Source organism: Hyphobacterium indicum (assembly GCF_003129605.1).
GTDB classification, from domain to species: Bacteria; Pseudomonadota; Alphaproteobacteria; order Caulobacterales; family Maricaulaceae; genus Hyphobacterium; species Hyphobacterium indicum.
Genome location: NZ_QBDX01000004.1, coordinates 492,827 through 508,217, shown reverse-complemented (window position 1 = coordinate 508,217; position 15,391 = coordinate 492,827). Strand labels below are relative to the sequence as shown.

Annotated in this window: 11 protein-coding genes; 5 read left to right on the top strand and 6 right to left on the bottom strand. The window is 58.9% G+C overall.

What is annotated here, in order from left to right; genetic code table 11:
• Nucleotides 1-6: 6 nt before the first annotated feature.
• The 3 genes from DBR16_RS10450 to DBR16_RS10440 all read right to left on the bottom strand — a co-directional run bounded on the left by DBR16_RS10450 (nt 7) and on the right by DBR16_RS10440 (nt 4,429).
• Nucleotides 7-768, bottom strand: a complete 762-nt coding sequence (locus DBR16_RS10450; protein ID WP_109261195.1) for a prepilin peptidase — start codon at nt 766-768, stop codon at nt 7-9.
• Nucleotides 765-2,804: a type II secretion system secretin GspD gene (gene gspD, locus DBR16_RS10445; RefSeq protein WP_109261194.1), complete on the bottom strand. Its 2,040-nt coding sequence runs from the start codon at nt 2,802-2,804 to the stop codon at nt 765-767. The genes DBR16_RS10450 and gspD overlap by 4 nt, the downstream gene beginning before the upstream one ends.
• Before the next feature lie 71 nt (nt 2,805-2,875).
• Entirely contained in the window at nt 2,876-4,429 is a 1,554-nt protein-coding gene (locus tag DBR16_RS10440; RefSeq protein ID WP_109261193.1) for an ArnT family glycosyltransferase, read from the bottom strand.
• Between the two features lie 340 nt (nt 4,430-4,769).
• Here DBR16_RS10440 and DBR16_RS10435 point away from each other — a divergent pair, with 340 nt between their 5' ends.
• From DBR16_RS10435 to DBR16_RS10415, 5 genes are all read left to right on the top strand, one after another.
• Nucleotides 4,770-8,045, top strand: coding sequence for a TonB-dependent receptor (locus DBR16_RS10435; RefSeq protein ID WP_109261192.1), 3,276 nt, complete (start codon nt 4,770-4,772; stop codon nt 8,043-8,045).
• 111 nt (nt 8,046-8,156) lie between these two features.
• Nucleotides 8,157-9,173 (top strand): agmatine deiminase family protein, encoded by a 1,017-nt coding sequence (locus tag DBR16_RS10430; protein WP_109261191.1) that lies wholly within the window; start codon nt 8,157-8,159, stop codon nt 9,171-9,173.
• 33 nt (nt 9,174-9,206) lie between these two features.
• Complete coding sequence (locus tag DBR16_RS10425; RefSeq protein WP_109261190.1) at nt 9,207-10,439, top strand: serine hydrolase domain-containing protein; 1,233 nt, start codon at nt 9,207-9,209, stop codon at nt 10,437-10,439.
• 13 nt (nt 10,440-10,452) lie between these two features.
• The gene (gene aguB / locus DBR16_RS10420; RefSeq protein WP_109261189.1) at nt 10,453-11,289 is read left to right on the top strand and encodes an N-carbamoylputrescine amidase; all 837 of its coding nucleotides are present in this window, start codon (nt 10,453-10,455) and stop codon (nt 11,287-11,289) included.
• An 8-nt stretch (nt 11,290-11,297) separates the two neighbouring features.
• Complete coding sequence (locus tag DBR16_RS10415; RefSeq protein ID WP_109261188.1) at nt 11,298-12,851, top strand: carbon-nitrogen hydrolase family protein; 1,554 nt, start codon at nt 11,298-11,300, stop codon at nt 12,849-12,851.
• On the opposite strand, the gene DBR16_RS14015 is transcribed toward DBR16_RS10415, so the two are convergent.
• The 3 genes from DBR16_RS14015 to DBR16_RS13900 all read right to left on the bottom strand — a co-directional run bounded on the left by DBR16_RS14015 (nt 12,848) and on the right by DBR16_RS13900 (nt 15,368).
• Nucleotides 12,848-13,021, bottom strand: coding sequence for a hypothetical protein (locus tag DBR16_RS14015; protein ID WP_161539478.1), 174 nt, complete (start codon nt 13,019-13,021; stop codon nt 12,848-12,850). The two genes, DBR16_RS10415 and DBR16_RS14015, sit on opposite strands and share 4 nt — an antisense overlap.
• Before the next feature lie 84 nt (nt 13,022-13,105).
• Nucleotides 13,106-13,762 (bottom strand): MarC family protein, encoded by a 657-nt coding sequence (locus DBR16_RS10410; protein WP_109261187.1) that lies wholly within the window; start codon nt 13,760-13,762, stop codon nt 13,106-13,108.
• A gap of 421 nt (nt 13,763-14,183) precedes the next feature.
• A complete protein-coding gene (locus DBR16_RS13900; RefSeq protein WP_125184551.1) occupies nt 14,184-15,368 on the bottom strand; it encodes a Cap15 family cyclic dinucleotide receptor domain-containing protein in 1,185 nt (394 codons plus the stop codon).
• Nucleotides 15,369-15,391: the final 23 nt, after the last annotated feature.

Here is a 15,391-nt window from a genome sequence, read left to right as displayed (position 1 = left end):
TCCCTTCTAGGTCAGTGGCTGCACCAGAGACGGCAAACAATAGGCCAGATAACATCCCGCTGCGAGGCCGGGCCCCAGCGGAACCGCGGTATCGGCAGTGGCCTTGCGGCCCAGAACATGACCGATGGCAACAATGAATAGCGTCGCGCCCGCGCCCAGCATGACAATCCATGGCAGCGCAAACGGTCCCGCCCACGCGCCGCCGGCGGCCAGAAGCTTGGCGTCTCCCAAACCCAGGCCGTCTCGGCCGCGAAGGCGTTTATAAACCGCGCTGATGACCGCCAGGCTGGCAAAGCCGATCAGAGCCGCAAGGCCGTTGAGCGAGACCGCTTCCAGCCCTCCCGCCAGATAGCTGACTCCGAGGCCGGCCGGGATCAGCCCCAGGGTCACGACATCGGGCAAGAGAAAGGTCCGGATATCAACCAATGCCCCGAACAGAAGTATCCAGCCGAACATGGCGGCAGCGAACGTCCAGCCGCCATCGAATGCGAGCACGGCGAGGATGCCGGCCAGAAGCGCCAGCAACTCGCCAGCGGGATGTATCCAGGAGACCGGTGCGCCGCAGGACCGGCATTTGCCGCGCTGAACCAGAAAGCTGACCACCGGTATGAGCTCGAGCGGGGAGAGACGCCGCCCGCACGCATCACAGGATGACCGGCCGGAGGCGATCCGGATCCAGTCGGGCCAGCTGCGTGATGACGCGGTGATAAAGCTCCCGATGAAGGGGCTCGCCGCCAGAAGAAAAACGTCGAGATAGAAACTGATCAATTTGTTTCCGGCCGCAGGAGCTCCATGCGCTGACGGATCTCGTTGGTAATCGCAGCGGCATCCTCATCACTGTCGATGACGCGCGGTGTCAGGAAAATCAGCAATTCGGTGCGTGTGGTCGAGATGTTGGTCTGGCTCAGGGCATCGCCGATGAAAGGAATACGGGCAATGCCCGGAATGCCGTCGCGGCCACTGTCGCGGCTTTCATCGATCAGGCCGCCCAGTATCACCGTCTGTCCCGACCGGATGGAAACAGTGGTCGAGAGTGAACGGGTGGAAATGGTCGGCGTCAGGGAGGTGGCCGAGCCGCTGGCCACATTGGAGACTTCCTGTTCGATTTCCATGGTCACCATGCCGGTCGACGAGACGCGCGGCGTCACGGTCAACAGGACGCCGGTGTCGCGGAATTCAACATTATTGACCACTGGTGAGTCCGGGTTGATCACGGAATTGGACTGGCGCGTGACAATGGGAACTTCGTCACCGACCTGAAAGTTTGCAGTGTGATTGTCGCGGACCAGAACGGTCGGTGAGGACACCACGGTCAGATCGGTGACGCGTGACAATGCATCCAGCGCCACGCGGGCATCGCCGCCGGTTTCAAGCAGCATGTTGAAGCCGGGAAAATTGCCGTTTGCATCAAAACCGTCGACGCCAAATCCGCCCCGGCTGGTGTCTGCTATGCCGTCAACACCATCGCCTTCAAAGAAGAACTGGACCCCATAGCGCAGCGTGTCGTTCAGGGTGACCTCGGCGATCACCGCCTCGATGACAACCTGGACAGGGGTGCGGTCAATGGATTCCAGTGCGCGCTCGACCAGTGCCTGACCCGGTTGGTCCGCAAGAACAAGGATGGCGTTATTGATGGTGTCAGCGATAACGCGAATGCTGCCATTGGCGTTGCCCGTTCGCGATGCGCTGCCAGACGAGGACGCCGTGCCTGATTCCAGATCGGGGGCGACTCCGCCGAGTACGCCATCGCCCAAGAGTTCGGTTAACAGGGCCGCTGTCGCCTCGGCCTCTCCGTTTTCAAGAAAATAGGCGCGGAGCGTGGAACCGTCAGCTCCGCCTGTATCCAGTGTCGCAATCCACTCGCGCGCCTGGTCGAGAAGTTCGCGGCTGGGCGCAATGACGAGAATGGCATTCAGGCGTTCGATGCGTTGCAGGCGCAAAGCGCCCGAACTCCCGTCGGTGCCCGGCGAATAGATTGAACGGATTTCCTGGATGACGTCATCGGCGCTGGCATTGATCAATGGCACCATTGCCACTGACATGCCGGCCATCCAGTCGACGTCGAAGGCTTCCGCCGCTGCGGCCATGTTCCTGCGCTCCGGCGCGGAGCCGAGGATCAGGAGGAGGTTGCGGGCCGGATCCGCGCGCAGGGCGCCAGGACGCGTGACGACTGATTCCATCAGTGTCCGGATTTCGGTTGCAGAGACGAAGCGGAGGGGGATGGCTGTGACACCCCAGCCGGGCTGGCTGGCCGTCGCAAAGCGGGCGAGGCCGGATGTCTGCGCCTCACCTGCGGGCATGACGCGATAGGCCCCGTCGGCAAACACCAGCGCGGCGTTGTTGATCGAGAGGCTGGCTTCGAACAGCGACAGCAGCCCTTCGCGGGATACGGGCCGGGGTGTATTGACGGTTACACGGCCCTGGACGCGCGGGTCGATATTATAGGATTCGTCCAGCAGATCGCCGAAAATGGTCTGCGCGGCTTCATCGACCCGCGCATCGACAAAATTGACGGTATAAACGCCGCTGGGCAGGGAGTTGGAGCTGAGTTGGCCCGGCCGGATGCGCACGCCGTCGCCATAACGCACGGTCTCGGTGAGCTCGCGGCTTTCGCTGGCATCCTGGATGGTCTGGCTGGACTCAGCGCGCCGCTCGCCCTGATTGGTCGACGGGGTGGTGTCGGGCAGGCGTGTCAGCGGCCCGCCGCCGAGATCAATCGCCGGACGCGATGCTGTCTCGCAGGCTGTCAAAGCGGCAAGCAAGGCGATGAGCGCCAAGCCGCGGACGATCCTGATACCTGACATATACGCTACCCTTCAAAAACAACACGCCCGCTAGTTAAACCGCTGATAGCGTTCCGGCCAAGCGTTTCCTGTCAGTTGCCGGGCTGACGCGCAGCGTCGATGGCGGCCTGGGCCGCCTCATAGGCTTCGGTGCGGGGGACACGCTGATAGCCGCGTCCGGCATACAGGGTCAGGCGGCGCTCGCGGTGACCGCCCGTCGCAATGGCGATTTCGCCCAGCGGTTCGACGGTTTCAAAGTCCGCCAGCAGACGGTCACGCTCCCATTCGCGCTCGGAAACGATCAGAACAGGTCCGTCTGTACCCTCAGGGAGCGCCCAGATATCTTCGGCATGATTGTGCGGCGCATTAAAGCGTTGCCACATACGCAAGGGTGTTTCCAGCTGGCGGCCATAGCGCTGCATCTGATGGAATATGTTGCGGTCATCGAAGACGAGTGCGTCATAGGTGCCCCGTTGCTCGGCCTCATGCAGGGCGGCTGCGGTTTCCGGCCAGGACTGAAGGTGCCGCAGCCCGCGGAAGGCGTTGACCCCGCCGACCAGAGCCGGGTTGACAGAGAGCGCGGCCATTACCGCGGAAGCGGTCAGCCCCAGAGCGATCGACGCGGTCAATATGTGGCGGCGCCACTGCCCGCCGCGAAGCAGATACAACACGACCAGCAGCGATCCGGCGACATAGGCGGACGCGGCCCAATTGGCATGGGCCCGGCTGATGAAGGATTGCACGAGCACAACCAGCAGGGCCGGGACGATAAAGAGCGTCAACAAGCGATCAATCTGGCGGTCCGGGTCCCGCCAGTGACGCCATGCCTGAACGCAGGCCACGGCGAGCACCGGAAACAGCAATACGCCAAAGACACCGAACTGACCGCCGAGGAATTCCAGCATCTCGCCAAAATTGAAGAGATTGCCCTGCCAGTTGGCATTGGCGGCTGTGTGCTGGACGGTCGCAAAATCATGCGACGCATTCCAGGCAATGTTCGGCGCGAGGATGGCGGCCAGAATGACGGCCGCCAGAATTCCCCGCAGCGACAGAAGGGCCCGCCTGACGGGCGGATCGATGACAATCGCCAGCCCGGCCGCAAGCAGAAAATATATGGCGGCATACTTCGCCAGAAATGCCAGTCCCAGCAATATTCCAAGGCCCGCTGCAGAGAACCAGCGGTCCGGTTGATCACGCAACCTCAACAGCATGTAAAGCGCTCCGGCCCAGAGCGGCAGCAGCAGCGCGTCAGTCGAGATAACGCCGGCCGAAATGCCGATCCCCGGCATGGACAAGTAGACAAGCGCGGCCCACACGCCGGCCCAACCGGATTTCAGCTGATGCGCGCTGAGAAGCAGAAAGCCGGCCCCCATGGCATGGAATACAAGTGACGGCAGGCGGATGGCAAAGTCCGTATCGCCGAAAAGGGCTGTTGATGTGGCAATGGCCCAGGCGATGAGCGGCGGTTTCGAGAAATAGCCCCAGTCAAATGTCTGCGACCAGATCCAGTACTGCGACTCATCCGGATAAAGCTGAAGCCGGGTGTTTGCGAGGAGGATCAGGCGCGCCAGGGTGATGAGCAGAATGGCCGCAAATCCCCAATGCAGGGGCGTCAGGGAATCGGTCTTGAAGGCGCGCGAAGACATGACCGCTTCCTGCCCCAGAGGAGTGTAACATACAAGCCGCACTTTTGCGGAAATGTAGGCCGCCTTTAGAATGCGCCCGACGCAGGCGAATTCCGTCTGTGGATATTATTACCGCATTTGCGCGCCTGAAATTCTTTTGTGTTTTCAGCCGATTTCACATTTACGTTACCGGGTTCTCAAATTCGGATTGTGCGGCGCAACATATCGGGCGCGCGGACGGTCACATAAGTGTCATGAATTAGTCATTGATCCTTTTCGCGGGAGGCGTATTGCCCGCCTCGTGTTTCACCGGGGGCCGCTACAGTCCCCATTCCGTCGACTCGTGGGGATTGGAAGAACCATGTCTTTCTCAAGAAAACTTTCCTACAGCGCAGCCGCTGCTGCTCTGTTCGCACTCGCAGCACCGGCTGCCGTATATGCGCAGAATACATCATCGCAAATTCGCGGCTCGGTGCTAGCCGAGGACGGTAGCGCCATCAATGGTGCTACCGTGACGATCATTCACATTCCGTCCGGCACGGTCTCGACCACCGTGACTGCCGGCGACGGTAACTTCTTCCAGTCCGGTCTGCGGGTGGGTGGCCCCTACCGTCTGGCCATTCAAGCGGAAGGCTATCAGGCGGACATCATCGAGGACATCCGCCTCGATCCAGGTTCGAACACGCCGATCCGCGCCACGCTGCAAGGCGAGCAAGGCGATACGATCGTTGTTCTGGGTCAGCGCATCCAGTCGCTGGACATCAATAATGGTGCCGGTTCGACCTATACAGCGCGCGACATTGCCAACCAACCTTCAACCAATCGCGATGTGATCGCTACGCTGCTGCGCGACCCGCTCGCTAACTCCAGCGGCGAAGGCAACCTCTCTGTCGCCGGTATCAACCCGCGCTTTAACGCGCTGGCCATTGACGGCGCACTGCAACAGGACAATTTCGGTCTGGGTTCCAACACCTATGCTACCAGCCGTTCGCCGATCAACCTCGACGCCATCGAGTCCGCTTCGATCGTGGCATCGGATTATTCCGTCACGGCCGGTAACTTCACCGGCGGCCTCGTCAATATCGTGACCCGTTCGGGTACCAACGAATTTGACGGCTCTCTCTTCTACTACCGTTCCGACGAAGATTTCCGCGGCGATGTCGTCGATGGTAATATCGTGGGCAACCCGCCGTTCACCGAAGAAGAGTATGGCGTCACGCTCGGTGGTCCGATCATTGAAGATACGCTGTTCTTCTTTGTTTCCTACGACGAGTTTGAATCCGGTTCGAGCACCGACTTCTCCGTTTCTGATGCTGCAAACGGCCGTCAGGCAGGCTTCTACAATGCTCTGAACACACTGGTTCAGAACGAGCTCGGCTTTGACATGGGTGGCCGCCCGACCTCCGTCTCAAACCCGGTGACATCGGAACGCTTCCTGGGCCGTCTCGACTGGAACATCAATGAAGACCATCGCGCGTCCTTCACCTATCAGAGCACGAAGGAAGCCGGGACCAGCACAGGCGGTACGGAATTCGTTTCTGCCTGGTATGATATTCCGGTTGATGTGACCGCTTACACCGGTCAGGTCTTCTCGGACTGGAACGCGAATCTCTCGACGACCTTCCGTGTGAACTACACCGAATTCGTCCGCGGCCAGAATTGCCGTGCCGGTGCCGGTCAGCCGCATCTCGAATTCCGCCTCAGTGCGGCCGATGTGGCCGGAACAGCTCTGGATGGCCTGCTGACCAATACCAGCGAAACCACATTTGTTGGTGGTTGTGACCGCTTCCGTCACGCCAATGAATATGATGATACGCGCCTGACCCTGTTCGGTTCCGCGGACTATGTCGCCGGAAATCACGTTCTGACGGTTGGTGGTGAGTACGAGCAATTCGAACTGCGCAATGTGTTCATTCCAGCCTCGAACGGCCGTTTCATCTTCAACAATGTCCAGGACATCATCAACGGCACCGCCCGGATCGAATATGTCAACGTTCCGTCAAACGATGCATCGACCGGCGCTGCAGAGTGGGGCGTTGATCGCTTCACGATCTTTGGTCAGGACACTTGGCAGATCCTGCCGGAACTGGAACTGCAAGGCGGATTCCGCTGGGAGTTCTTCAGCCAGGACGACACGCCGCCCAATGATCCTGCAATTCAGACCAATTTCGGCCAGTCGTCGCAGGAAAATCTGGATGGCCGTGACGTGTTCATGCCGCGTCTCAGCGCCCGCTGGACGCCGCTTGACCGCACAACGGTTTCGGGTGGCTTCGGTCTCTTCTCCGGCGGCAATCCGATGGTCTGGATTTCCAATGCCTTCCAGCAATCGACGGTCTTCACCTCGGCCAACAATGTCACGCTGAACGGTTTCGGAATTCCGCAAAACCTGCTGAACAATGTGGCGAACGGCACTCCGTCCGTCATTGACGGCATTGACCCGAATTTCGAAATCCCGTCCGACTGGCGGGCCTCCATCCGGGTTGATCAGGAGTTTGATGCAGAGCTGGGCGACATGTTCGGTCTGCCGGAATTCCTCAATCTCGGTACCGATTACCGCTTCACTTTCCAGTATCTGTACAATCGGACCAACAATGGCTTCCAGTGGCGCAATCTGGCGCAAACGCAGCTGCCGGCGGCTCTGCCGACGGGCGTGGCTCCGGACGGCCGGACCATCTATGCCGACCTTGATGCACTCGGTATCGGCAACTTCACACAGCTGACCAACCACTCCGAAGGAGAAAATCACATCTTCACCTTCACTCTGGCCAAAGAGTTCGAGAACGGCCTCGGCTTCCAGTGGTCCTATGCTTATCAGGACGTCGAAATGGGCTCGGAAGGTTCGTCCTCCCGCGGTATTTCGAGCTGGCGTGGTATTGTGGATACGGACCGGAACTTCCCGTCGGCCCGGACCTCCATCTACCAGGTTCAGGACCGGTTCGCGCTCAGCTTCTGGTATGAGCAGGAATTCTTCGGTGAGCTGACCACCCGCTTTGACCTGTTTGGTGAAATCACCTCGGGTGCGCCGTTCACCTACACGTTCGATATCAACAATTCGAATTCGCTGTTCGGCCGTGCCGGTCTGGGTGAAGGTCCGTTTGACAATAGCCCGCTCTACATTCCGACGGCTGGCGATGCACGTGTTGTCTATGCCTCGACCTTCAATCAGACGGCTTTCGACGCCCTGATCAACAGCCGTGGCCTGGCTCGCGGGCAAATCCATGAAGTCAACTCCGACTTCGGTCCGTGGAACCAGCAGTGGGATCTGCGGATCCAGCAAGAGCTGGGCAGCCTGCCCTTCGTCGAGGAGTTTGTCGGTGACAACCGCTTCAACTTGGTGGTTGATATCGAGAACGTCCTCAACATGCTGAATGATGAGTGGGGCACCCAGTACAATGCTCCTGGCTTCGGTCAGGTCGCTCTGGTCCAGGCCGATCTCGTCTCAACGGCTGATGTGGCTGCCAATGGCGTCAATGGCGCCACGGCTCTGACCGGTGACAACATGCGCACTGCCTGTACGACGGCAGGCTCCTGCGTTTACCGTTATAACCGCTACCAGTCCTTCCGTGAGCCGACCGGCTTCCTGAGTTCCGGCAGCTCGGTTTACAATATCCGCATCGGCCTGCGTTACGAGTTCTAAGTCCTCGTATCCGGACCAACCGGGTAAGGATCGGGGCGGCCTCAGGGCCGCCCCTTTTCTTTTGCGCGCATCCCGCTGGCAGGGGGCCATTCTTCATGCTAGCGGGAGGACATGACACACACTGTTTCCATCCCCCACGAATTTGCGCTCCAGGACCGGATATTCACCTGCTGGCCGGCAGACCGCGAATTATGGGAAGACGATCTTAAACCGGCCCAGGCTGAATTCGCACAATTTGTCCGGTTGCTTGCCGGTGGCGGCGAGACCGCCCAGCCGATCACCATTCTGGCGTCCACACGGCAAGCGGAGGCTTCTGCAAAAACGGCTCTTGGCAATCGCGCGACCGTGGTTCGTGCCGCCTATGGCGATGTCTGGGCGCGCGATACCGGGCCGGTCTTCCGGTTGCGGAACGGCGACAGGGAGGCTGTGCAATTCCGCTTCAATGGCTGGGGCGGAAAATATGAATTGCCCGGTGATGACGAGGTGGGCGGCGTGATCGCCGATCTGGCGGGTGTGCCTTTGAAGAAGGTCGATCTGACCTGTGAAGGCGGCGCGCTGGAATTTGATGGCGCTGGCGGTGTCCTGACCACCCGCCAGTGTGTGCTGAGCGATTTTCGCAATCCGGGGCGTTCAGAAGCCGATATCGAGGTGCTGCTGCGGGAAACGCTGGGCGTTGAGACGATCTACTGGATCAATCGCGGCCTGCATTTTGATCATACTGACGGGCATATCGACAATATCGCGCGCTTTCTGGCACCCGGCGTGGTGGTTTGCCAGGCACCGAACGGAAAAGATGATCCGCAAGCTGACGTCCTGACAGAGATTTCCAGCCAGTTGCGGGCGATGAAGCAGCCTGATGGAGCGCCGTTTCAGGTGATCGAAATCCCGTCGCCCGGCCGTGTGGAGGGGGAAGACGGCAAGCCGATGCCCGCGTCACATATGAACTGGGTTGCGGCGTATGACCGTATCATAATGCCTGTCTACGACGAAAAACCGGGAAAATCGGCGGCCCGGGCCTTGCAAGACGCCCTGCCCGGTAAGAGAGTGTTAACGAGTCCGGCCCGGGCGATCCTGACGGGTGGCGGCGCATTTCACTGTGTAACGTGTAATCTGCCCCGTCATTGTTGAGTGAGTCTCCGGGCTGCAGATGAGGGGAAGAGCATGCGTGGCCTGAGTGTCATACTGGGTCTGTTATTCCTTGGAACCGGAACCGCTGTTGCCGGTCAGAGCCCCGCATTTGTGGTTCAGGTGTCGCCGGCAATTTACGCTGCGCTTGAGCCAACGCTCATGTTGCACCCGCCGCGACGTCCGACCGGGCTGGATTATCTTGACCCCTTCCGCCGCCGCGTCGAGGAAGTGGCGGGCCGCGATTACATGGCGGGGCTGGCAATTGCCGTGATCGAGAATGGCGAGCCGGTATTCGTCTATACGTCAGGTGAAGAGGCCATCGGATCCGGCCGGCCGGTCACGGAAAACACCCTGTTCCGGGCGGCCTCTGTGTCCAAGGGCATGACGGGAACATTGATGGCTTTGCTGGAATATGAGGGGCGCTTGAACCTGCTGGATGACGTCCCGCGCGAATTGCTGCCCTTGCCGAACGGGCGCGCCGCGACCGCAGAGCAGGTGTTGGCGCAGCGCACGGGTTTGATACCTCATGCGCTCGACCGGCAGATGGAAGCGGGAATAGATCTGTATGATTTGCGCAACCGATTCCGTTCGCAAAGGACAGTGTGCCGCCCCGGCCAGTGTTACAGCTATCAGAATGTCACCTATGCGAGCCTTGAGACCCTTGGGGCCCAGGCCGCCGGATTGCCGTTCGAGCTGGCGATGCGGGCGTGGTTGTTCGAACGCATCGGAATGAATGATGCCACGATTGGCGTCGATGATCTGGTCACAGCAGACAGCTGGGCCCGGCCGCATCGCCGCCGGGACCGTGTGGACGGTCAGCTTGTGGCGGGGGATCCGGAATCGGCCTATGACACAACGGTATCAGCTGCCGGCGTGAATGTTTCGCTGAGCGACATGATTGCCTATGCGAGGGCGCATCTTGGGGTCAGCCAGCGATTGCCGCGGGCCGTGCTCGACCGGGTCCATGCCAGTGCGGGTGATACCCCGGAGCAGACCCGCCGGCTTTATCGTCTTTCGGACCGGATTGAATCGACCGGATACGCGCTGGGCTGGCGCACCTATAACTGGAACGGGCGCGAGCTTCTGACACATTCCGGCTATCTTTCCGGCTATGGTGCACAAATCTATCTGGAACCCGCGACCGGATTTGCTTATGTGGGACTATGGAATGCGGATGGTGATGCGCCTTGGTGGCTGTTTCCGACGCTGATGGATTTGCGGACGGGCGATGGCCCCGGCGACTGGCTCGACCAGCTCGACGAATAGAACGGACACTTTCATGCCCGATCAGAAACTGACCGTTGCGGCGCTTCAGGCGTCCTTCGGGAATGATATCCACGCGAATATCGAGACCGTGGCCGGCCTGATCCGGCAGGCCGCGGATGCGGGGGCGCACGTCATCTTGCCGCCCGAATTGTTCCAGGGGCCGTATTTCTGCAAGACACAGGAAGAACACTGGTTTGCGCACGCTTTCCCGGCGCTGGAGCATCCCTGCGTGACCGCATTGCAGCCACTGGCCAGGGATCTGGGCGTGGTCATTCCGGTCTCGATCTTCGAGAAGGACGGTCCCTGTTATTATAACTCGCTGGTCATGCTGGATGCGGATGGCGCGGCACTTGGCGTCTATCGCAAGAGCCATATTCCGGATGGTCCCGGCTATCAGGAGAAATACTATTTCCGCCCCGGTGATACCGGTTTCAAGGTCTGGACGACCCGGCACGGCAGGATCGGCGTGGGCATTTGCTGGGACCAGTGGTTCCCGGAAAGCGCGCGCGCCATGGCGCTGATGGGCGCAGATGTCCTGATGTATCCGACGGCGATCGGTTCGGAACCGCATGATGACAGCCTCGACACGGCGGCGCGCTGGCGCCGGGCCATGCAGGGCCATGCCGTTTCCAACGTCATGCCCGTGGTTGCAGCCAACCGCGTCGGGGATGAAGACGGACAGGTTTTTTATGGAACGTCCTTCATTGCCGATCATGCCGGGGCGATTGTCGCGGAACTGGACCGGGCCGAAACCGGTTTCATTACCGCAAGCTTCGATCTCGAATTTCTCAATCGCCATCGCGCGGCCTGGGGTTTTTTCCGGGACCGCCGCCCCGAATTCTACAAATAGGATGATTCATGCCCGCAGCTGATAATGCGCACAAAAAGTCCGCGCGCCTGGTCATCCGCAATGCGGAGGCCGGCGATATAGACGACATTATCGCGCTGCAGAAACGGGCTTTTCCGAAGCTGGAGCCGGATGCGCCGGGCATGATCAAGGGCCGGCTGGAACGTTTTCCGGAAGGCCAGTTCGTGGTCGAGCTGGATGGCGAGCTGGCGGGATGGGCCTCGACCTTCATCGTCGACGAGGCGCTGGCATTCGAGGACCATACGCTCGACAGCATTACCGGCCATGGCTATGGCACGCTGCATAATCCGGATGGCGACTGGCTGTATGGCGCGGAAGTCTGTGTCGACCCCAATGTGCGCCGCATCCGGCTGGGGCAACGCCTGTATGATGCACGACGCGGTCTGTGCGAGGACTGGGGTCTGAAGGGCATTGTCTATGGCGCGCGCTTCCCGTCGCTGCGCCGCAAGGTCAAGGAATACGGCACGCCGGAGAATTATCTGGAGGCGGTGAAGGCCAAGAAGGCCCGGGACCCGGTCTATGCCTTCCAGGCGCGGCAGGGCTTCGAGCCGGTGCGGCTGATGAAAGGGTATTATGACGAGGACAGGGATTCCCTCGGCTATGCCCTGTTGATGGCCTGGCACAATCCGTCCTGGGTCGAGGATGAAAAAGCGCCGGTCCGGCCGGAGCCGCGCACGGTGCGTGTGGCCGCGGTGCAGTTTCAGGCGCGGGCGGAAGACAGTCTTGAAGCGTTCGAGCGCAATATCGAGTATTTCGTGGATGTCTGTTCGGACTACCGGGCGGATTTCTGCGTGTTTCCGGAGATGTTCACCGTGGCTTTGCTGGCGCTGGAAAAGCGCAAGCTGACGCCGGAGGAATCCATCCAGGCGCTGACGAAACATACGCCCGGCTTCATTGAATTCATGCGCAGCCTGGCGGTGGGATACAATATCAACATCATAGGCGGATCGCATCCGACCCAGACCGATGACGGCGACATCCAGAACGTGGCCTATGTCTTCCTGCGCGACGGCTCGGTGCATGCGCAGGAGAAGATCCACCCCACCCCGAACGAGAAATTCTGGTGGGGGATCAAGGGCGGCAATGAGGTGCGCACCATCCAGACCGATTGCGGGCCGATCGGGGTGCTGATCTGTTACGACGCCGAATTCCCGGAGCTGGCGCGCAAGCTGGCGGATGAGGGGGCGGGCATATTGTTCGTGCCCTATGCGACGGATGACCGGACTGGGCATTTGCGGGTGCGCTATTGCGCCCATGCGCGGGCAATCGAGAACCAGGTCTATGTGGTGACGGCGGGCAATGTCGGCAATCTGCCGGATGTTGAGAACATGGATGTGAATTACGCCGAGAGCGCCATCATCACGCCCTGTGATTTCCCGTTTGCGCGCGATGGTCTGGCGGCGGTGGCGGCGGAGAATGTCGAGACCATTGTGGTCGCCGATGTGCGGCTGGATGATCTGACGGCGGCGCGGCAATCGGGCACGGTGCGCAATCTGCGCGACCGGCGCTTCGACCTTTACCGCGTGGTCTGGAACAAGCGCTAGGTCCGCTGCCGGCCCGGCATGGCGATGCCGAGCACCAGGGCGATGGCGAGGGCGGGCCAGAGGAAGGCGATGCCGGCGTCGATATGGCCGTGTGAAAAGGCCAGCGCACTGGCGGTCACGCCGGTCAGAACCAGCCCCAATACTGTCAGGAATACTGCGAGCCGTACCATCGCCTCACCCTTTCCAACCGCGGCCACCCTAGCAAAAAGTCTTTAAAAAACGCTTGCGGCGAAATTTTGACGCCGCCGCGGCCCTTATCCGCCCAGCAGCGCCCCCCGGATACCGTCGAAGATGAATTGCGCGGCGAGGGCGGCGAGGATGACGCCGAGAATGCGGGTGATCATCGCGGCCAGCGTATCGCCCATCAGCCGCATCAGCGGACCGACGGCGAGGAAAATCAACAGGCAGGCCAGCAAGTTGGCGCCGAGGCCGAGGAAAATGGCGGCCTGGCCCATGACCGATCCGCCATCCCCGGACATGAACAGCATGATGGAGGCAATCGCCCCCGGCCCGGCCAGCATCGGAATGGCCATGGGGAAGACGGAGATGTCCTCATTCGTGCCGGCAATGGTCGGGTCCTCATGGGACATTTTGTCGGCACGTTCCTCGCGGCGTTCGGTGCGCTTCTCGAAAATCATCTCCAGCGCGATGAGGAACAAGAGAACGCCCCCGGCGGCGCGGAAAGCGTCGAGGCTGATATGCAGCGCGCCCAAGAGCCATTCGCCGCCATAGGCAAAGGCGATCAGAACCCCGGTGGCAATGGCGACCGACTTGACCGCCATGGTGCGGCGGTGGGCGGGGGTGGAGCCATCGGTGAGGGCGGCAAAGATCGGGGCCACGCCGATCGGGTCGATCACCACGAAGAAGGTGACGAAGCTGGCGGTCAGAAGGGCGAGGTCGAAAGCGTCCATGTCAGGCTCCGGCGATTGTCTGCTTGCGCCCTAGCATGCGGGCCCCCGCCTGGCGATACCCGCTTTTGCATTCCCGGTATGAGCGGGCCGGTTCGCCGAAGAAGCGGGGATAAAACTGGAATCGGGACAATTTGTCTCCTACTACAACTCCTACAACTGCGCAGGCGCTGGCGGGGCGGAGGGGCGTGTGGGGCAAGGCGATGACGGTCATTAGAGCGATTCCAGTTTTATCCCCGTAATTTCCAGGACCGGCGGTGCGGGGCCGCCCGGGCGCGCAGACTTGGGCGCGCGGAGACGGGCAGGGAGTGTAAGCGGAAATGCGGGGGTGGGGATAAGGGGGAAGGCCAAGTCCCGAAGGAACTTCCCATGTTGGAATGTATCAACACAGATGATTGAAGCCACTACAAGTAGATGTTCGCATTCAGATCAGAGCATCTTTGCCTTTCGAAACTCCATGCACATCAGCTTCCGAGAAGCCAATCGTTATGTGAAAATCCCTATCTCCAATGGCAAGCTGCTTCCTAAGAGCATCAGCTTCGCTTGATTCAAGAACCACGAAAAAAGCTTCATCATCGTTATGTACAGCACGACCTACGCCCAATATCTCAAAGCGAATTAATTTTCCTACGAACGGTATAAGGTTATTTTTCTCACGTTCCACCAGTTGTCGGTACTCTTCCGGACTCAAGATTGTCACATGATAATCTACCCCATCGCGATCGCGACGATTATTTTCAAAATACTGAAAGTCACTGCCTAGAATGTCCGATACCTGCTCAAGGTATTGCTTAATATTCGCTTTTTCAAGCTTGCAGCCGAGATATGGTTTTCCCGATTTGTTCGAAATTATCGAAGTCTCTAAATCCAAATATGTCGCCCTTTTCTTATTCATAGATCGACTAACTCTAAATTTTTCATCGTGTTTATTTAAAGTGTAGCGCACATTTTTGACTATAAACCCTAAAATCTTGGATAAAAAAGTTTCACCAAAATCCATATTGTTTTTTACCGGCAATTTTTTTGAAACGCGATGTAAGCGTACTTTCCCCTTTGTCGACGGATTTCGGTCTGTAAAATAGTAGTCCTCCAAAGAAATTTGATCGTCATGATTTCGGATATCAATCAATGAAACACCCCGAAACTCTTCATGGAAATTTTTGTCTGGGTCACGCGTTTTTGTTCTGCTCGACCAGTAGTTCACTAAATCAAAATTCCTACGCGTTTCATCTGTTAGGAAGGTTGCGCAGACGCTATTTCCTTTGGAATTTTCGCTATTTGTTTGAATCGAAATTTTTGTATAGGTTTGAAACACTCTTAGCTCAAAACGATGTGGATTGTTCTCACCCAACCGATTCACATCACCGACCCAGACGCCGTTAATATCAGGCAATTCTGAAATGCCCAGACGTCGAAAAACATCCATTTTCCAAAAATACTGGTCAAATAAAAACCAAAATAAGCCTACTATGGAAGTTGATAACCCTAAATTAAGAAATGTTGATGCGCCAAACGCAGAAAAAATCCATGAAGTAAGCCAATTTGTAATAATTGCTATAACGGCAGATATGGCGATAAATTTTTTAATATCATATCTATAAGGTTGCATCTTTATATCTCTCTTATATTCTT